The sequence below is a fragment of the Pseudomonas sp. 1176_21 genome (assembly GCF_052850635.1).
The window spans coordinates 89,165-107,403 of record NZ_VXCV01000004.1; the positions used below are offsets into that span (position 1 = coordinate 89,165).

Genomic DNA, 18,239 nt, shown 5'->3' on the forward strand with positions numbered 1-18,239 from the left:
TCAGACTTGCCTGAAGGGCAGCGCCGTACGCGCCTCCTCGGCATACCCCAGCACCCCCACCCGCTCCTGCGCCAGAAAGTCCTGCACGGCCGCCTTCAACCCCGGATGCAGCAGGTAATGCCAGGACCGCGTGATCACCGGTTCGAACCCGCGAATCAGCTTGTGCTCGCCCTGCGCCCCGGCATCAAAACGCTGCAACCCTTCGGCAATGGCAACGTCCATGCCCTGATAGAAGCACGTCTCGAAATGCAACCGATCGAACTCCGCCAGGCAGCCCCAGTAGCGCCCATACAGGCTGTCACCGCCCACCAGGCTGAACGCCATCGCCACCGCCCGCCCGCCCTGATGCGCCATCACCACGCGGATCGACGCGGGCATGCGTTCGGCCAGCAGGCTGAAAAACGCCCGGGTAAGGTACGGGGCACGGCGGCGCACGGCGTAGGTGTTGGCATAGCATGCGTACACGAAATCCCACTGCGCCTCACTCAGCTCATGGCCGTGGTACCACTGAAACTCGATACCCTGCCCCGCCACCTGCTCGCGTTCCTTGCGCATCTGCTTGCGCTTGCGCGAACTGAGGCTGTCGAGAAAATCCTGGAAGTCCCGATAACCCTGGTTGCGCCAGTGAAACTGACACCCCAGGCGCTCCATCCAGCCCGCACGCCCACGCAATACTTCGTCGCTGGCCGGGTCGGTGAAGTTCACGTGCAGGCCCGACAGCCCCTGTTCGAGCAAAGCATCGCTGACGCCGTCGATCAGCTCACCCGCCGCCTGCGCGTCACCCAGCAGGCGCGCGCCGCTGACCGGTGAAAACGGCACCGCGCACAGCAGCTTGGGGTAATAGTCGATACCGGCGCGGTCGCAGGCGTCGGCCCAGCCGTGATCGAACACGTACTCGCCGAACGAATGGGTCTTCACGTAGGCCGGCATGGCCGCCCGCACCTGGCCCTGAGTGTCCGTCAGGACCTGGTGGGCCGGTGCCCAGCCGGTGCGCGGGGTGACGCTGGCGCTGTCTTCCAGGCTGCGCAGGAAGGCATGGCGCAGGAACGGCTGGGCATCCGGCACCAGGGCATCCCAGGTGGCGGCGTCGATATCGGCAAGGTGCGGCAGAATTGAGATGGGCATGCGCGCAGTCTGCCCCCTCGTGCGAGCAAAAAAAAGCCCCGCAGGTGCGGGGCGAAGATCTAACGGATGAAGGAGTGTGTTGCAGGGGTAACGCTTAGAACACGTACTGCGCGCGCATCACGAAACCGTCGCCGCTGTCGTCGCCGGCAGCGTTCTGCGCGTTGTCGGTCTTGGCCTTGACGTACACGCCGCTGAGCTTGATCGACTCGTTGGCGTACCAGTTCACACCCAGGTTGTGCACTTTGGCTTCCACGTCACCGATGTCGGCAAATGCGCCGTTGTTGTCGTCGACGCTCAGGTGGTCGTAGCGGTAGAACACTTCCCACGCACCAATCTGCTTGTTGGAAGGCTTGATGCTGTCGAACTTGCCGAGTTTGTAGCCACGCGCTTCACCGGTGATGGTGTAGGCCACCTGGCCGTAGTAACCCTTGGCCTTGATGTCGGAGAAGGCCGAGTCGTCTGCCTGAACATCACGCTTGATGTACTCGCCCTGCACCGAGAACGGGCCCAGAGCGTAGGCGGCTTCCAGGCCCCAGGCCTTGTCGGTGTCGTAGGCACCGGCCGGGGTGGTGGCGTTGCCGCCCAGCACCAGGCGGTTGCCGTTGTTGCCGGCGTCCTGGCCACCGTCGGTGCTCACCCCACGCATGCCCAGGCGGCTGCGGATACGGCCGTCGAACGCGGTGTCGGAAAGGTCGCGCTGGGCGTAGTTCAGGCCAACGTGCAGTACGTTGCCGGCCTCGTGCATCGGTGCGAACACACCGCGCAGGTTGAACTGCTTGGAGCTGTCGCCGTCCTTGTCCTGGTTGGTGGCGTCCTTGGCGAACAGGCCGGCCGAACCGTACAGCGAGTCACCGGCGTTACCCGATGCCTGGATACCGAAGCCGCCGTTGTGCGAGTTGGTCCAGTCCACCAGATCGTAGGCAGCGGTTCGCTCCTGGGCAGTCACCCACTTGGAGCTGGTGGCTTTTTCCAGGCCGAACTCGGGGTCGAAGCGACCGACCTTGATCGATACCGGCTTGAAGCCGTTGTAGGCCAGCGACGCTTCGTCGAAGTAACCGTCTTCGGAACGGTTGTCGCCACCGGAGTTATGCGAGAAGTCGTAGGCGATCTGGTAGGCCCAGTCGGTGTACATCACACCGCCCAGTTCCAGGTAGGCACGGCGGAAGTAGCCCGCATCGGCGGTATCGCCGTTCTTGGTGTAGAAACCGTCGAAGCGGCTGTAGTCGGCCTGGACCCGGCCACCCAGCTTGAAGCTGAATTCCTTGTCAGCGGTAGCGACCTCCAGGCCACCCTTGGTCTTGACTACGATATCGGCGCCGTCAGTAGTCACGGTGCCCGCGAAAGCCTGGGCGGTAACGGCCATTGCCAAGGCGCTGGCTGCGAAACCTGCGAAGTGCTTACGGATCATCGAAGGAACTCCCCTACGTTCATAACGTTTATGGTCTTGATTACGTTGAAAAAACACGCGGCTCAGGCCACTTGTGCTGGGGACGAATCTTGGCGGGGGGTTATTTCAGATCAGTGGCTGTTAGATAAATATTTAGTGACAGGGGAACTTTTTACTTCGAATGTGAATAAGACAATCAGCCCCGTTGCAGGGCTGGTTGCGGGGTTTCAGCGCGTTGCCCGGCGCTCGGCGGCCAGCCGCGCCGCAAGGGCATCGGCCCCCTCAACAGGCGCCGGCTGCAGCGCCTTGAGGGTTGCCTGGGCCAGGCGCAACTGCTTGATGAAGCGACGACAATTGCGACAGAACAGCAGGTGCTGGCGCGTCATCAGGCGCTCGCCCAGGGTCAGTTGCCCGTCCAGGTAATCACTGGAGCAGGCGACCAGTTGCTTGCAGGTCAGCATTGGCCGGTGTCCTCGAAATGTTCCAGGGTCGCGAAGACCTTGAGGCGTGCACGGTGCAGCAGCACACGCACATTGGAGAGCGACAGGTCGAGCAGATTACAGATCTCCACCAGTTCGAGGCCCTGGCGCTCACGCAACAGCAGCACACTGCTCTGCAGCTGCGACAGGCTGAGCAGGGTGTGCTCCAGGCATTCGCGCAACTGCTCCTGGCTGAGCAGGGCCTCGGGGCTGTCTTCGTGCCAAGCCGAAGGCGCCAGCAGCCAGTGACCGTCGCTGGCGAAACGCGCGTCGTCGATGCTGCCATGGGGGGCCGGCAGGTCGTCGAGCAGCACCTCGCGGCGGTTTTGCCGGTAACGGGTCTTGGCCGTATTGGCGGTGATGGTCAGCAGCCAGGTCTTGAGGCTGGAGCGGCGCTGGAAGCCCGCCAGACCGCGTACCGCCGCCAGCCAGGCATCCTGCACCACCTCGTCGGCACCACGTTCGCCGACGATGGCATAGGCCACCGCGCGCATCGCGCCCTGGCAGGTCTGAACCAGTTCGGCGAACGCGCGCTGCTCTCCCGCCAGCAGGCGGTCGAGCAAGCGCTGTTCGTCATCCGTCACTGGCGTGGGCGATCAACGTTTGCGCAGGATCACACTGCCGATCGAGTAGCCGGCACCGAACGAACTGAGCACCCCGAGGGCACCCTTGGGCAGGTCGTCCTGGTGCTTGTGCAGCGCGATCACCGAGCCGGCCGAACTGGTGTTGGCGTAGGTATCGAGAATCACCGGGGCCTCCTCGACCAGCGCGTCGCGGCCCAGCAGCTTCTTGACGATCAGGTGGTTCATGCTCAGGTTGGCCTGGTGCAGCCAGAAGCGCTTGACGTCACTGACGTTGAGGTTGTTTTCGCTCAGGTGCTGGCCGATCAGCTCGGCCACCATCGGGCACACCTCGCGGAACACCTTGCGGCCTTCCTGCACGAACAGCTTGTCCGGCGCACCGATACCCTCTTCCGCCGCGCGGTTGAGGAAGCCGAAGTTGTTGCGGATGTTGTTGGAGAACTGGGTCAGCAGCTTGGTGCTGACGATATCGAACTGGTGCGCCGAGGTAGCGAGGTCGGCACGTTCGACCAGCACCGCCGTGGCGGCGTCGCCGAAGATGAAGTGGCTGTCACGGTCACGGAAGTTCAGGTGGCCGGTGCAGATCTCGGGGCTGATCACCAGCACCGAACGGGCCTGACCCAGTTGCACGCTGTTGCAGGCGACCTGAATGCCGAAGGTCGCCGACGAACACGCCACGTTCATGTCGAAACCGAAACCGGCGATGCCCAAAGCCTGCTGCACTTCGATGGCGATGGCCGGGTAAGGGCGCTGCAGGTTGGAGCAGGCGACGATGACCGCGTCGACATCGGCTGCGGTGCGCCCGGCACGCGCCAGGGCCTGTTCGGCGGCTGCCACGCCCATCTGGCAGAGGATCGACGGCTCGTCGTTGCTGCGCTCCGGCAGGCGCGGCTTCATGCGCTGCGGATCGAGGATGCCGGCCTTGTCCATCACGAAGCGGCTCTTGATGCCCGAGGCCTTCTCGATGAACGCAGCGCTCGACTCGGCCAGTGCCTGCACTTCGCCCCGTTCGATGGCAGCGGCGTTGTCGGCGTTGAACTGCTGCACATAGGTGTTGAAAGACTCGACCAGCTCTTCGTTGGAAATGCTGTTGGCCGGGGTGTACAGGCCGGTGCCGCTGATGACGACGTTATGCACGGTCGTTCCTCTGTTCGGGGCCGCTGCCTGCCGGGCAACGGCCTGTTCTGTCGGTCAAATGGCACGAAAGTACCAATTAATACAGGCAATGCACCCGGCAAGCGGGGCAGTACGCTGTGCTGCATTCTGTAGCTACCGTGGCAGGTACCTGACACGGTAGCGAAGTTCGCCAAGTGTGCCACAAGTTCCGGGGATTAGGCTTCCACCAGACTCCATTGCTTGGCCAGGCGCTTGTCGGAAATCGGTACCTTGGTACCCAACTGCTGGGCAAACAGCGACACGCGGTATTCCTCGATCCACCAGCGGTACAGCACCAGTTGCTCGTCGCGCTTGCCCTCCTGGGCATGCTTGTCGGCACGCGCCTTGTACTGTGCCCACAGACCGCTCAGCTCGCCGCTCCACACGCGGTCCTTCTGCACCTGCGAACCGAGTTTTTCCAGACGCAGCTCCACTGCCTTGAGGTAGCGCGGCAGTTCCTTGAGCCAGATGCCCGGGGTTTCCCGCACAAAACCCGGGTACACCAGGTTGGCCAGTTGCTGCTTGATGTCGTTGAGCGCCACGGCCTGGGCCAGGTCGATCTTGCCCTTGAAGCGCTTCTGCAGACCGTGCCAGAGCTTGAGTATCTCGAGGGTCAGGCGGGCCAGGCGCTCGGCGTGATCGGCCCAGTGGCCGCGCTTGCGTTCGGCCAGCGAAGCAAGCCCGGCACCGTCGCGCGGCAGGCTGCTCTCGCCGTCGAGGATGCAGGTGTCCAGGCTGGCCAGCAGGATGTCCTCGACCAGCGCATCGACACGCCCCAGCTCGCGGTACAGCAGGCCCAGTTCGGTCAGCCCCGGCAGCTTGCCGCGCAGGAACTTCGCCGGCTCGGCCAGTTGCTGCAGCAGCAGCCGCTGCAAGGCTCGGCGGTGCTGGAACTCGGCTTCGGCCTGGGTCGAGAAGCGCCCTTCCTTGACCGTACCGCCCTCTTCCACCAGCGCCGGGTACACCGTCATCGACAGCCCGGCGATCTTCTGCTGGGCGGTCTGGGCCACCTCGGCAAACACCTTGGCTTGCACCGGCTGCTGGGCCTTGGCCGATTGCGGCACGGCCAGCGCGGCCTGGCTGGCAGCAACGAAGCGCGCCGTCAGCTCGGTCAGGTCGCGGCCTTCACCCAGGAACTTGCCCTGGGCATCGACCACTTCGATGTTCATGCGCAAGTGGCCTTCCACCTGCGCAGCCGCCTCGGCCCAGGCCTCGTCGCTGACCCGCGCACCGGTCATGCGCAGCAGTTCGCGGCCCAGCGCCTGGGGCAGCGAGCCGTCGGCGAAGGTCATGCGCTGCAAGGCGGCCTTGACGAAGTCGGGCACCGGCACGAAGTTCTTGCGCAAGGCCTTGGGCAGGTTGCGTACCAACGCAATGCACTTGGCTTCCAGCAACCCCGGCACCAGCCATTCCAGGCGCTCGCCCGGCAGGCTGGGCAGCAGCGGCGCCGGCACCCGCACGGTAACGCCGTCGCGGGGGTGGTTGGGTTCGAAGTGATAGCTCAGCGCCAGGCTCAGGTCGCCGATGCGCAGGGTATCGGGGTACTGCGTGGCGGTGACTTCACTGGCCTCGCGGGCCAGCACGTCCTCTTCGCGCATGATCAGCAACTGCGGGTCTTTCTGGCTGGTGACGCGGTACCAGCTGTCGAAGGTCGCGGTCTGGTGGATCTCGGCCGGCAGGCGCGCCTCGTAGTAGGCGTACAGGGTCTCTTCATCAGCCAGGATGTCGCGCCGGCGGGCCTTGGCCTCCAGCTCGTCGAGCTGCTCGAGCAGGCGCGTGTTGGCCGCCAGGCACTTGGCCCGCGACTGGATCTCACCGCCCACCAGGGCCTGACGGATAAACAGCTCGCGCGAGGCCTGCGGGTCGATCGGCCCGTAGTGCACCGGGCGCCGGCCGACCACGATCATGCCGTACAGCGTGACCTGCTCGAAGGCCACCACCTGGCCGCGCTTCTTCTCCCAGTGCGGTTCGAAGTGGTTCTTCTTGATCAGGTGCCCGGCCAGCGGCTCGATCCAGTCCGGCTCGATCTTGGCCACCATGCGCGCATACAGCTTGGTGGTCTCGACCAGTTCGGCGGTCATCAGCCATTGCGGGCGTTTCTTGCCCAGGCCCGAGGACGGGTGTACCCAGAAGCGCCGCTGGCGCGCGCCCAGGTAGTCGCCGTCCTCGGTCTTCTGGCCGATCTGGCTGAGCAGCCCGGACAGAATCGCCTTGTGCAGGCGCGGGTAGTCGGCCGGCTCCTTGTTGATGCTCAACTGCAGGTCGCGGCAGATCAGGCTCAGTTGCCGGTGTGCATCGCGCCATTCGCGCAGACGCAGGTAATTCAGGAAATTCTTGCGGCACCAGTTGCGCAGCGGGCTGGCCGTCAGGGCCTGGCGCTGTTCTTCGAAGCCGCGCCACAGGTTGACCAGCGCGGCGAAATCCGAGTCGCTGTCCTTCCACTGCGCATGGGCCTGGTCGGCAGCCTGCTGGCGCTCGGGCGGACGCTCGCGGGGGTCCTGCACCGACAGTGCACTTGCCACGATCAGCAGCTCCTGCAGGCTGCCCTGCTTGGCGCCTTCGAGCAGCATGCGGCCCAGACGCGGGTCCACCGGCAGGCGCGCCAGCTGGCGGCCCAGCGGGGTCAGCTGGTTCTCGCGATTGACTGCCGAGAGTTCCTGCAGCAGGTTGAAGCCGTCGCTGATGGCCTTGCCATCCGGCGGCTCGATGAACGGGAAGGCGTCGATCTCGCCCAGGCGCAGGTGCAGCATCTGCAGGATCACCGCAGCCAGGTTGGTGCGCAGGATCTCGGGGTCGGTAAAGGCGGGCCGACCATTGAAGTCGTCCTCGCTGTACAGGCGCACGCAGATGCCCGGTTCGACCCGCCCGCAACGGCCCTTGCGCTGGTTGGCACTGGCCTGGGACACCGCCTCGATGGGCAGGCGCTGCACCTTGGCACGGTAGCTGTAGCGGCTGATGCGCGCCGTGCCGCTGTCGATCACGTAGCGAATGCCCGGTACGGTCAGCGAGGTTTCCGCAACGTTGGTGGCCAGCACCACGCGCCGCCCCGGATGGGACTGGAAGATCTTCTGCTGCTCGGCCGGCGACAGCCGTGCATACAGCGGCAGGATTTCGGTGTGGCGTAGCTGTGCCTTGCGCAGCATCTCGGCGGCATCGCGAATTTCGCGCTCGCCGGGCAGGAACACCAGCACGTCGCCCGGGCCCTTGCCGATGCTGCGCTCATGGGCGGCAATCTCGTCGAGGGTGGCCAGGATCGCCTGGTCGACGGTCAGATCGTCCTCGACGCGGTTGCCCTCCTCGTCCTGCTCGCTGGTCAGCGGCCGGTACCAGGTCTCGACCGGGTAGGTACGCCCGGACACCTCGATGATCGGCGCATCGTTGAAGTGCCTGGAAAAGCGCTCCAGGTCGATGGTCGCGGAGGTGATGATGACCTTGAGGTCGGGGCGCCGCGGCAGCAGGGTCTTGAGGTAGCCGAGCAGGAAGTCGATGTTCAGGCTGCGTTCGTGGGCTTCGTCGACGATGATCGTGTCGTAGCGCTCCAGAAAGCGGTCGTGCTGGGTTTCGGCCAGCAGGATGCCGTCGGTCATCAGCTTGACCAGGGTGTTGGCATCGCTCTGGTCTTCGAAGCGCACCTGGTAGCCGACCAGAGCGCCCAGCGGCGTACCCAGCTCTTCGGCCACGCGGGTGGCCACGCTGCGCGCGGCAATCCGGCGCGGCTGGGTGTGGGCGATCTGGCCATGCTGGCCGCGGCCCAGTTCCAGGCAGATCTTGGGCAACTGGGTGGTCTTGCCCGAGCCGGTTTCGCCCGCGATGATCAGCACCTGGTGGGCGGCCAGCACCTTCTTGATTTCGTCACGCTTGGCCGCGATCGGCAGGCTGTCGTCGTAGCGGATGCGCGGCACGCTGGCCTTGCGCGCGGCGACCTGATCGCAGGAGGCCTGTACCCGGGCGGCCCACTGGGCCAGCTTGGCCTCGTCGGGGCGCTTGCGCAGGTCATGCAGTTGCCGACGCAGGCGATGGCGCTCGGCGATCATGGCGTGGTCAAGGTTTTTCAGCAGTTGCTCGATGGCGGCGTTCTGGTCAGTCATGACGTCTTTTTAATAATGCAGGTGAGCCTGCTTTCACATGATCGGCGTAGTTTGGTCGGGGATTGTCGCAGATTTGCCCTGCCACGGCACGGTTCGCCATGCAGGGCCATTGTTTAGCCATTGATTAACTGAAGGTATACAAAGGCCGATTTAATGAACCTTCCCACGCGTGGGAGTATCCGTGCATGACTTTGCCAGCGTGTACGCCCCGCCCCCTGATGCGCCCTTCGTTCCCGAAGGTGCGGGCGCGCCCCGGTGAAAATCCGCTGTTCAATAGCATCCTCGCGTTCTGGGCCTTGTGGCATTGCCGCCATGCCCGCCCACCAGATACCGCCCTCGCACCCCACTGATACCGCTGGCCCGGTTGCGGCCACCCTGTCGACCGATCGACGTGCCCACTGGCACGCGATCCTGTACGCCGCCACGGCGTAAGCGAGTGCACCATGCAGTTTGCCCCTGTTTCCGAGGCCGAGGATTTCCTGGCCGCCAACCCCGATATCGAGATGATCGAGTTGTTCATCCTCGACGCCAACGGCGTGCCCCGCGGCAAGCTGCTGCACCGCGAGGAACTGCTGGCCGTGTATGAAAGCGGGCGGCCGCTACCCAGCACCATCCTCGGCCTGACCCTCAATGGCGACGATGTGGAGAACTCGGGGCTGGTGTGGGACGTGGGCGATATCGACTGCCGCGCATACCCGCTGGCCGGCAGCCTGGTGCGCATGCCGTGGCGGCAGATCCCCACGGCGGCAGTGCAGGTGAGCATGCACCCCAGCGAAGGCCTGCCGGCCACCGTCGCCGATCCACGCCAACTGCTGGCCAAGGTGATCGACGCGCTCAAGGCCGATGGCTATGAGCCGGTAATGGCCTGCGAACTGGAGTTCTACCTGCTCGACCAGAAGCGCGATCACCTGGGCCACCCGCAACCGGCACTGGATACCGACGGCGGTCGCCCCCGCGCCACCCAGGTATACGGCCTGCGCGAGCTGGAGCAGATCGAACCGTTTCTGGCCGACCTGTACAGCGCCTGCAAGGCCCAGGGCATCCCTGCGCGTACCGCGATTTCCGAATACGCCCCCGGCCAGGTGGAGATCACCCTGGAGCACGGCGACGCCTTGCTGGCCATGGACCAGGCGGTGCGCTACAAGCGCCTGGTCAAGGGCGTGGCACACAAGCACGGCATGCAGGCCTGCTTCATGGCCAAGCCGTTCGAGCACCTGGCCGGCACCGGCATGCACATGCACGTGAGCCTGGCCGACGCCGCCGGCCACAACCTGTACGCCAGCGAAGACAAGGCCGGCACGCCCCTGCTGCGCCAGTCGGTGGGCGGCATGCTGGCCATGCTGCTCGACTCGCTGCTGCTGTTCTGCCCCAACGCCAACTCCTATCGCCGCTTCCAGGCCAACAGCTATGCACCGCTGGCGCCGACCTGGGGTGTGGACAACCGTACCGTGAGCCTGCGCGTGCCCGGCGGGCCGGCCAATACCCGACATATCGAACACCGCATCTGCGGCGCCGATGCCAACCCGTACCTGGCAGCCGCAGCCATTCTGGCCAGCATCCACCATGGCATCCGCCAGCAACTGGACCCCGGCGCCCCGGTGCAGGGCAACGGCTACGCCCAGGCCAAGACGCTGCTGCCCACCGACTGGCTGACCTCGCTGACCGCGCTGGAGCGCTCCAGCTGGGCGCGCGAAGCGTTCGGCGAGGCCTTCCTCGGGGTGTACCTGGCGGTCAAGCGCGCCGAGTACCGCCAGTTCATGGCCGAGGTCGGCGAGCAGGACTGGCGCTGGTACCTGACCCAGGCCTGAGCCCCCTATTCTTCAAGGAACACACCCATGAATGCAGCCCTCAACCACGGCACCGCCCAGCGCAGCGCCTCCTACTACACCGCCAGCCTGAACGACACCACCCAGTACCCGACCCTGCAGGGCACGGTCGAGGTCGACGTGGTGATCATCGGTGGCGGCTTCACCGGCGTGGCCAGCGCGGTGGAACTGGCCGAGCGCGGCCTGAAGGTGGCCATCGTCGAAACCAACCGTATCGGCTGGGGCGCCAGCGGGCGCAACGGCGGCCAGGTCACCGGCAGCCTGTCGGGTGACGAGGCCATGCGCAAACAGATGCGCAAGCGCCTGGGCGATGACGTGGACGATTTCATCTGGCAACTGCGCTTTCGCGGCCACGACATCATCCAGCAACGGGTCGAACGCTACGCCATCGACTGCGACCTCAAGCACGGCCACCTGCACGCGGCCATGAAGCCTGCGCACATGACCGAACTGCAGGCCTTCGCCGACGAAGCCCAGCGGCGCGGCATGGGCGAGCAGGTGCAGATGCTCGACCGCGAGGCGGTGCACCAGCACCTGGACAGCCCGTTGTACCTGGGCGCGCTGAAGAACCTGCGCAACCTGCACCTGCACCCGCTCAACCTGTGCCTGGGCGAGGCGCGGGCGGCGCACCAGCTGGGCGCGCTGATCTTCGAAAACTCCGAAGTGCTGGAGATCGTGCATGGCGACAAACCTGCGGTTGTCACGGCCAAGGGCCGGGTCAACGCACGCCAGGTGATGCTGGCCGGCGACGTGTACCACAAGCTGGAAAAGCCCCAGCTCAAGGGCAAGATCTTCCCGGCCATGGGCGGCATCGTGACCACCACGCCACTGGGCGAGCTGGCCCGCAAGCTCAACCCGCAGGACCTGGCGGTGTACGACTGCCGCTTCGTGCTCGACTATTACCGCATGACCGCAGACGGGCGCCTGCTGTTCGGTGGCGGGGCCAATTATTCGGGACGTGATTCGCGGGATATCGCGGGGGAGCTGCGCCCGTGCATCGAGGCGACCTTTCCGGCGCTCAAGGGCGTGCCGATCGAATTCCAGTGGAGCTGCGCGATGGGCATCGTGGTCAACCGCATTCCGCAGTTGGGCAAGCTGTCGGACAACGTGTGGTACTGCCAGGGGTATTCGGGGCATGGCATTGCCACCAGCCACATCATGGGCGAGATCATGGCCGAAGCGATCACCGGCACATTGAGCCGATTCGATACCTTTGCCGGCTGCAGCCACATCAAGGTGCCGATGGGCGATGTGCTGGGCAACCCATTGCTGGCGGCGGGGATGTGGTACTACCAGATGCTTGAGAAACTGCGTTGAAAACATCGCGGGTCAAGCCCGCTCCCACAGGGATCACTACTGTCCTTGTGGGAGCGGGCTTGACCCGCGATGAGGCCCGAAGGTTAAACCTCAGGCGATCTTCTTGAGGCCCAGCTTCTTCAACTCTTCATCGCGCAACTCGCGCCGCAGGATCTTGCCCACGTTGGTGGTCGGCAAGGCATCGCGGAACTCGATCAGGCGCGGCACCTTGTACGCCGTGACATTGGCGCGCATGTGCTCCATCACCTGGTCCTTGGTCAGGGTCACACCCGGCCGCGCCACGATGAAGATCTTGATCAGTTCGCCCGATTTCTCGTCCGGCACGCCAATGGCGGCGCACTGCAACACGCCCGGCAGGGTCGCCAGCACGTCTTCGAGTTCGTTCGGGTAAACGTTGAAGCCGGACACCAGAATCATGTCCTTCTTGCGGTCGACGATGCGCATGTAGCCATCGGTCTGGATCACCGCGATATCACCGGTCTTGAGCCAGCCGTCGGCATCCAGGATCTCGGTGGTCGCCTCTTCGCGCTGCCAGTAGCCCTTCATCACCTGCGGGCCCTTGATGCACAGCTCGCCGATCTCGCCCAGCGCCAGCTCCTTGCCATTGTCGTCGATCACCTTGCACAGGGTCGACGGCAGCGGAATGCCGATGGTACCGATCTGGTTGTGCTCGGCCGGGTTGACCGCCGCCACCGGGCTGGTCTCGGTCATGCCGTAGCCTTCGCAGATGGAGCAACCGGTGACGCTCTTCCAGCGCTCGGCCACCGCCACCTGCAGGGCCATGCCGCCCGACAGGGTGAGCTTGAGCCCCGAGAAGTCCATCTTGCGGAAGGTCTCGTTGTTGCACAGGGCCACGAACAGGGTGTTCAGGCCGACGAAGCCGGTGAACTTCCACTTGGACAGTTCCTTGACCATCGCCGGCAGGTCGCGCGGGTTGCTGATCAGGATGTTGTGGCTGCCGATCAGCATCATCGCCATGCAATGGAAGGTGAAGGCATAGATGTGGTACAGCGGCAGCGGCGTGATCAGGACCTCGCAGCCCTCGCCCAGGTTCGAGCCCATCAGCGCACGGCATTGCAGCATGTTGGCCACCAGGTTGCGGTGGGTCAGCATCGCACCCTTGGCCACACCCGTGGTGCCACCGGTGTACTGCAGCACGGCGACATCGCCGCTGTCGGGGCTGACTTCGTTGACCGCCTTGCCCTGCCCCTTGGCCAGCGCATCGTTGAACTTGACGGCCTTGGGCAGGTGGTAGGCCGGCACCATCTTTTTCACGTACTTGATCACACTATTGATCAGCAGACGCTTGAGCGGTGGCAGCAGGTCGGCCACTTCGGTGACAATGATGTGCTTGACCTGGGTCTTGGGAACGACCTTTTCGGCCAGGTGGGCCATGTTGGCCAGGCACACCAGCGCCTTGGCACCGGAATCGTTGAACTGGTGTTCCAGCTCCCGCGCGGTGTACAGCGGGTTGGTGTTGACCACGATGAGCCCGGCGCGCATCGCACCGAAGACGGCCACGGGGTATTGCAATACGTTTGGCAGTTGTACCGCGATGCGGTCACCGGGCTGCAGGTCGGTATGCTGCTGCAGGTAGGCGGCAAACGCCCCCGACAGCTCATACAGCTCGCCATAGGTGAGGGTCTTGCCCAGGTTGCTGAACGCCGGCTTGTCGGCGAAACGCTGGCAGGACTGCTTCAATACCGCTTGAATGTTCGGATACTCATCAGGATTGATTTGCGAGGCAACCCCGGCTGGGTACTTATCCTTCCAAAAGTGTTCGATCATGGAAGCCCACTCCTCCAGCAACAGCGAAATCTACTCCGCAGTCGACGCGATTATTATTGATATGTGATGACGGATTGCTACAAACCGAAGCATCAGAAGCGCGCCGAGAGTAGCAGCTTTGCCAGAGGGCGCCTAGAGCCAAAGTGGGCCGCAAAGTCACATAAATGACTAACGAATACCCAGTAGTCATTTTTAGAGTAAAGGGTCTATTCAGCAAAAGCTTCGCCGGCAAGGCCGGCTCCTACACGGCAAAGTAGGAGCCAGCCTGGCCGGCGAATGGCTTTCAGGCGATATCGCGCAATTCCCGGCGCAGGATCTTGCCCACCGGGGTCATCGGCAGCGAATTACGCAGCACGATCTGCTTGGGCACCTTGTAGCCAGTGAAGTTGGCCTTGCAGTAGGCCTTGAGCTCCTCGACGCTCACGCCGCCATCGCGTGGCACCACGAACAGTTTCACCGCCTCGCCGGAACGCTCGTCCGGCACACCGATGGCCGCGCAGTTGGCCACCTTGGGGTGCGCCATCACCACGTCCTCGATCTCGTTGGGGTACACGTTGAAGCCCGACACGATGATCATGTCCTTCTTGCGGTCGACGATGCGCGTGAAGCCGTCCGGGTCGATCACTGCAATATCGCCGGTCTTGAGCCAGCCCTGCGCATCGAGCACCTCGGCGGTGGCGTCCGGACGCTGCCAGTAGCCCTTCATCACCTGCGGCCCCTTGATGCACAGCTCGCCGCGCTCGCCCAGGGCCAGCTCGTTGCCGTCATCATCGATCACCTTGTACGCGGTATCGGGCAGCGGTATGCCGACCGTACCCAGGCGCGCCTGCTGGCCGTAGGGGTTGGTGCTGGCCACCGGCGAGGTTTCGGTCAGGCCATAGCCTTCGACGATGCGACACCCCGTGATGCTCTCCCAGCGCTCGGCAGTGGCCTTGACCAGCGCCGTGCCGCCGGAGTTGGTGACCTTCAGCGAGGAGAAGTCCAGGTGCTTGAAATCCGGATTTTCCATCAGTGCCACGAACAGCGTGTTCAGGCCCAGCAATGCCGAGAAGCGCCACTTTTTCAGCTCTTTGACAAAGCCCGGTATGTCGCGCGGGTTGGTGATCAGCACGTTGTGATTGCCGGTGACCATCATGCACATGCAGTTCGCGGTGAAGGCATAGATGTGATACAGCGGTAGCGGCGCGATCATCACCTCCTGGCCTTCCTTGATCATCCTCTGCCCGTCCGGCCCCAACTGCGAAAAGCACGCCAGCACCTGCAGCATGTTGGCCACCAGGTTGCCGTGGGTGAGCATCGCGCCCTTGGGCAGGCCGGTGGTGCCGCCGGTGTACTGCAGCACCGCCACGTCATCGAGCGTCACCTGCACCGGCTTGAGCGCATGGCCACGGCCCTGGCGCATCACCTGCCGGAACGGCACCGCCTGGGGCAGGTGATACGCCGGCACCATCTTCTTGACCCGTGCCACAACGGTGTTCACCAGCCAGCCCTTGGCCAGCGGCAGCAGGTCGCCCATCTTCGCCTCGATCAGCACCTCGATGCCGGTATCGGGCAGCACCTCCTGCACCAGCTTGCCGAACATGTTCAGGTACACCAGGGCACGGGCGCCGGAGTCCTTGAACTGGTGGCGCATCTCGCGCGCGGTGTACAGCGGGTTGGTGTTGACCACGATCAGCCCGGCGCGCATCGCGCCGAACACGGCAATCGGGTACTGCAGCACGTTGGGCATCTGCACCGCGATGCGATCACCCGGCACCAGGTCGGTGTGCTGTTGCAGGTAGCCGGCAAAGGCCGCGGACTGGCGATCCAGATCGGCGTAGGTCAGGGTGACGCCCAGGTTGGTGAACGCCGGGCGGTCGGCGAAGCGCTTGCAGGAGCGCTCGAACACCTCCAGCACCGACTTGTAGACAGTCAGGTCGATATGTGAGGGCACGCCCGCGGGGCGCTTGTCATTCCAGAAGTCAGCTTGCATTTATTCTTGTCCTCATTCCTGAGCCTGTGGGCTGCCTGCATGCAGAAAATCGCATCGTGTGCCGACGTTAGCAGTTAAGCCGCAGGGGGCAAACATGCCAAGACCTGTCATTAACATTCTGAATCTTGTTGCCATCATCCGTTCAATTACACAAATGGGCTATACACTTGCAGGATCAGCCACTTGCGCAAGGGAACCGCCATGAACCACGACGTGTTCTGGCTGCCGGCCAGCAACCATTGCAGCCTGCATGTGTATCAATGGCTGCCCGCCGCGCCGATCCGGGCCGTGGTGCTGCTGGCCCATGGCATGGCCGAGCATGCCGGGCGCTACCAGCGCCTCGGGCAGGCCCTGAGCGCTGCCGGCTTCGCGCTGTATGCCCACGACCAGCGCGGCCACGGGCGCACCGCCGAACACGGCACCCTGGGGCTGTTCGCAAGCCACCAGGGCTGGGACAGCGTGGTCAACGACCTGGCCAGCCTGGCCCAGCACATCGGCCAGCAGCACCCGGGCGCCCCGCTGTTCCTGTTCGGCCACAGCATGGGCAGCTACATCGTCCAGGCCTACCTGCTGCACCACAGCGCCAGCCTGCAGGGGGCGGTGCTCAGCGGCTCCAACTTCCAGCCACCGGCGCTGTACCGCGCGGCCTGCGTGATCGCCCGCCTCGAAGCCTGGCGCCAGGGCCCGCTGGGACGCAGCGCCCTGATCGACTGGCTGTCGTTCGGTTCGTTCAACAAGGCGTTCAAGCCCAACCGCACGGCCTTCGACTGGCTCAGCCGCGACAGCGCCGAGGTCGACGCCTACGTGGCCGACCCGCTGTGCGGGTTTCGCTGCACCAACCGCCTGTGGGTCGACCTGCTGATGGGCCTGGAACACATCAGCCAGCCGCGGCACCTGGCACAGATCGATCCCAACCTGCCGATCCTGGTGATGGGCGGCGAATGTGATCCGGTGAGCGCCGGCAAGCGTCTGAAGGATCTGGTCGGCGCCCTGCGCCTTGCCGGCAATCAGCGCGTGCAATTGCAGCTCTACCCGCAGGCACGCCATGAACTGCTCAACGAAACCAACCGTGACGAGGTGACGGCGGCGCTCATCGCCTGGCTCGAGCAGGGGCTGACCCAGGGCCGCCCTGCCCGCAGCGAGTGATACAGTACGCACCTTGTCCGAACCTTGAAGGAAACAGCCTGCATGACCCAGGTCACCAACACGCCTTACGAAGCCCTCGAAGTGGGCCAGACCGCCAGCTTCAGCAAGACGGTCGAAGAACGCGACATCCAGCTGTTCGCCGCGATGTCCGGTGACCACAACCCGGTGCACCTGGATGCCGAATTCGCGGCCAGGAGCATGTTCAAGGAACGCATTGCCCACGGCATGTTCAGCGGCGCGCTGATCAGTGCCGCAGTGGCCTGCGAACTGCCCGGCCCCGGCACCATCTACCTGGGCCAGCAGATGAGCTTCCAGAAGCCGGTGAAGATCGGCGACACCCTGACCGTACGCCTGGAAATCCTCGAGAAGCTGCCCAAGTTCCGAGTGCGCATTGCCACCCGCGTGTTCAACCAGCACGACGAACTGGTGGTGGACGGCGAAGCCGAGATCCTCGCCCCGCGCAAGCAGCAGAGCGTCGACCTGGTGAGCCCGCCGCCGATCACCATCGGCTGATAGCGGCCCATGGCGCTGGTTACCGAGCACCTGCAGGCGGGCGGCCTGGTCGAGGCCTACTGGGTCAGGGCCAGCGCCGCCAGCTTTCCGCGTCATGCCCATGACGAGTATGTGCTGGGCGTTAACCTGAGCGGTTGCGAGCAGATCTGGCTGGACGGACGTGAGCTGCAGGCGGCGCCGGGTCAGGTGACCCTGTACAACCCGCTGGCGGTGCAGGCCTCCACCTTCGACCCGGCAGGCGTGGAGTACATCAGCCTGCACATGGCGCCCGAGGCGATAGCCCGGTTGGTCAGCCAGAACAACCTGAACAGCCCGCTGTTCGAGCAAGGCGTGTTCGACCAGCCTGCGCTGTGCCAGGCTATCGTGGCCTTCGCCCGTGCGCCGGCACACTCCGGCCATCAGGAAGAAGCCTTGTTGGCCCTGCTGGCGCAATGGCTGGAGCAGTCGCCCGGCAGGCCCGGCGAATACAGCCATGCATTGGCCCAGGCGCTGCAGTTCATGCGCCAGCACCTGGGGCACAAGCTTGAGCTGGACGAGCTTGCGCAGGTGGCCGGGTTGAGCAAGTACCACTTCGTGCGCAGCTTCAAGAAGGCCACAGGGCTGGCACCCCTGCAGTACCACATGCAACTGCGCCTGATCGAGGCACGCCGTTGCCTGCGCGCCGGCCGGCACCCGCTGGACGTGGCCCAGCTTCTGGGCTTCTACGACCAGAGCCATTTCATCAACAGTTTTCGCCGGGTAATGGGCGCCACGCCCCATCATTACTGGCAGGCGGTCAAGCCTTCATAAGCAAAAGAGCTGCTGGCGCAGCCCTGACCGGTCAATGCGGCAAAAAGCCTGCCGTCCCGTCCTTGGAACGTTT

At 64.5% G+C, this 18,239-nt stretch carries 13 protein-coding genes; 5 read left to right on the top strand and 8 right to left on the bottom strand.

The window, feature by feature from the left end; translation table 11 throughout:
• The 6 genes from FW760_RS11185 to hrpA all read right to left on the bottom strand — a co-directional run bounded on the left by FW760_RS11185 (window position 1) and on the right by hrpA (window position 8,815).
• On the bottom strand, window positions 1-1,125 hold the full coding sequence (locus FW760_RS11185) for a GNAT family N-acetyltransferase (RefSeq protein ID WP_088514506.1): 1,125 nt from the start codon (window positions 1,123-1,125) through the stop codon (window positions 1-3).
• Between the two features lie 94 nt (window positions 1,126-1,219).
• Window positions 1,220-2,533, bottom strand: a complete 1,314-nt coding sequence (locus tag FW760_RS11190; protein WP_043864155.1) for an OprO/OprP family phosphate-selective porin — start codon at window positions 2,531-2,533, stop codon at window positions 1,220-1,222.
• A gap of 206 nt (window positions 2,534-2,739) precedes the next feature.
• The gene (locus tag FW760_RS11195; protein WP_446443791.1) at window positions 2,740-2,973 is read right to left on the bottom strand and encodes an anti-sigma factor family protein; all 234 of its coding nucleotides are present in this window, start codon (window positions 2,971-2,973) and stop codon (window positions 2,740-2,742) included.
• A complete protein-coding gene (locus FW760_RS11200; RefSeq protein WP_116053160.1) occupies window positions 2,967-3,575 on the bottom strand; it encodes an RNA polymerase sigma factor in 609 nt (202 codons plus the stop codon). The genes FW760_RS11195 and FW760_RS11200 overlap by 7 nt, the downstream gene beginning before the upstream one ends.
• A gap of 12 nt (window positions 3,576-3,587) precedes the next feature.
• Window positions 3,588-4,709 carry a beta-ketoacyl-ACP synthase III gene (locus FW760_RS11205; protein WP_043864158.1) on the bottom strand — a complete coding sequence of 374 codons (1,122 nt, stop codon included), beginning with the start codon at window positions 4,707-4,709 and terminating at the stop codon, window positions 3,588-3,590.
• 194 nt (window positions 4,710-4,903) lie between these two features.
• Window positions 4,904-8,815: an ATP-dependent RNA helicase HrpA gene (gene hrpA, locus FW760_RS11210; RefSeq protein ID WP_100634637.1), complete on the bottom strand. Its 3,912-nt coding sequence runs from the start codon at window positions 8,813-8,815 to the stop codon at window positions 4,904-4,906.
• Between the two features lie 443 nt (window positions 8,816-9,258).
• Here hrpA and FW760_RS11215 point away from each other — a divergent pair, with 443 nt between their 5' ends.
• Window positions 9,259-10,623: a glutamine synthetase family protein gene (locus FW760_RS11215; protein WP_058541534.1), complete on the top strand. Its 1,365-nt coding sequence runs from the start codon at window positions 9,259-9,261 to the stop codon at window positions 10,621-10,623.
• 27 nt (window positions 10,624-10,650) lie between these two features.
• The gene (locus tag FW760_RS11220) at window positions 10,651-11,958 is read left to right on the top strand and encodes an NAD(P)/FAD-dependent oxidoreductase (RefSeq protein WP_116053156.1); all 1,308 of its coding nucleotides are present in this window, start codon (window positions 10,651-10,653) and stop codon (window positions 11,956-11,958) included.
• A gap of 90 nt (window positions 11,959-12,048) precedes the next feature.
• Here the strand turns inward: FW760_RS11220 and fadD1 are convergent, their stop codons facing one another.
• Together fadD1 and fadD2 are read right to left on the bottom strand one after the other, a co-directional pair.
• Entirely contained in the window at window positions 12,049-13,746 is a 1,698-nt protein-coding gene (fadD1, locus tag FW760_RS11225; protein WP_043864162.1) for a long-chain-fatty-acid--CoA ligase FadD1, read from the bottom strand.
• Between the two features lie 283 nt (window positions 13,747-14,029).
• Entirely contained in the window at window positions 14,030-15,718 is a 1,689-nt protein-coding gene (fadD2, locus tag FW760_RS11230; RefSeq protein ID WP_116053153.1) for a long-chain-fatty-acid--CoA ligase FadD2, read from the bottom strand.
• Between the two features lie 201 nt (window positions 15,719-15,919).
• Here fadD2 and FW760_RS11235 point away from each other — a divergent pair, with 201 nt between their 5' ends.
• From FW760_RS11235 to FW760_RS11245, 3 genes are read left to right on the top strand one after another with little or no spacing between them, the layout of a single operon-like run.
• Window positions 15,920-16,864: an alpha/beta hydrolase gene (locus FW760_RS11235; RefSeq protein ID WP_088514503.1), complete on the top strand. Its 945-nt coding sequence runs from the start codon at window positions 15,920-15,922 to the stop codon at window positions 16,862-16,864.
• A gap of 42 nt (window positions 16,865-16,906) precedes the next feature.
• Window positions 16,907-17,377 carry a MaoC family dehydratase gene (locus FW760_RS11240; protein ID WP_043864165.1) on the top strand — a complete coding sequence of 157 codons (471 nt, stop codon included), beginning with the start codon at window positions 16,907-16,909 and terminating at the stop codon, window positions 17,375-17,377.
• A gap of 9 nt (window positions 17,378-17,386) precedes the next feature.
• Window positions 17,387-18,166: a helix-turn-helix domain-containing protein gene (locus FW760_RS11245; RefSeq protein WP_116053151.1), complete on the top strand. Its 780-nt coding sequence runs from the start codon at window positions 17,387-17,389 to the stop codon at window positions 18,164-18,166.
• Window positions 18,167-18,239: the final 73 nt, after the last annotated feature.

Coding starts and splice junctions, on each gene's coding strand:
- FW760_RS11185 (WP_088514506.1), bottom strand. CDS start 1,125: ATGCCCATCTCAATTCTGCCGCACCTTGCCGATATCGACGCCGCCACC.
- FW760_RS11190 (WP_043864155.1), bottom strand. CDS start 2,533: ATGATCCGTAAGCACTTCGCAGGTTTCGCAGCCAGCGCCTTGGCAATG.
- FW760_RS11195 (WP_446443791.1), bottom strand. CDS start 2,973: ATGCTGACCTGCAAGCAACTGGTCGCCTGCTCCAGTGATTACCTGGAC.
- hrpA (WP_100634637.1), bottom strand. CDS start 8,815: ATGACTGACCAGAACGCCGCCATCGAGCAACTGCTGAAAAACCTTGAC.
- FW760_RS11215 (WP_058541534.1), top strand. CDS start 9,259: ATGCAGTTTGCCCCTGTTTCCGAGGCCGAGGATTTCCTGGCCGCCAAC.
- FW760_RS11220 (WP_116053156.1), top strand. CDS start 10,651: ATGAATGCAGCCCTCAACCACGGCACCGCCCAGCGCAGCGCCTCCTAC.
- fadD1 (WP_043864162.1), bottom strand. CDS start 13,746: ATGATCGAACACTTTTGGAAGGATAAGTACCCAGCCGGGGTTGCCTCG.
- fadD2 (WP_116053153.1), bottom strand. CDS start 15,718: ATGCAAGCTGACTTCTGGAATGACAAGCGCCCCGCGGGCGTGCCCTCA.
- FW760_RS11235 (WP_088514503.1), top strand. CDS start 15,920: ATGAACCACGACGTGTTCTGGCTGCCGGCCAGCAACCATTGCAGCCTG.
- FW760_RS11240 (WP_043864165.1), top strand. CDS start 16,907: ATGACCCAGGTCACCAACACGCCTTACGAAGCCCTCGAAGTGGGCCAG.
- FW760_RS11245 (WP_116053151.1), top strand. CDS start 17,387: ATGGCGCTGGTTACCGAGCACCTGCAGGCGGGCGGCCTGGTCGAGGCC.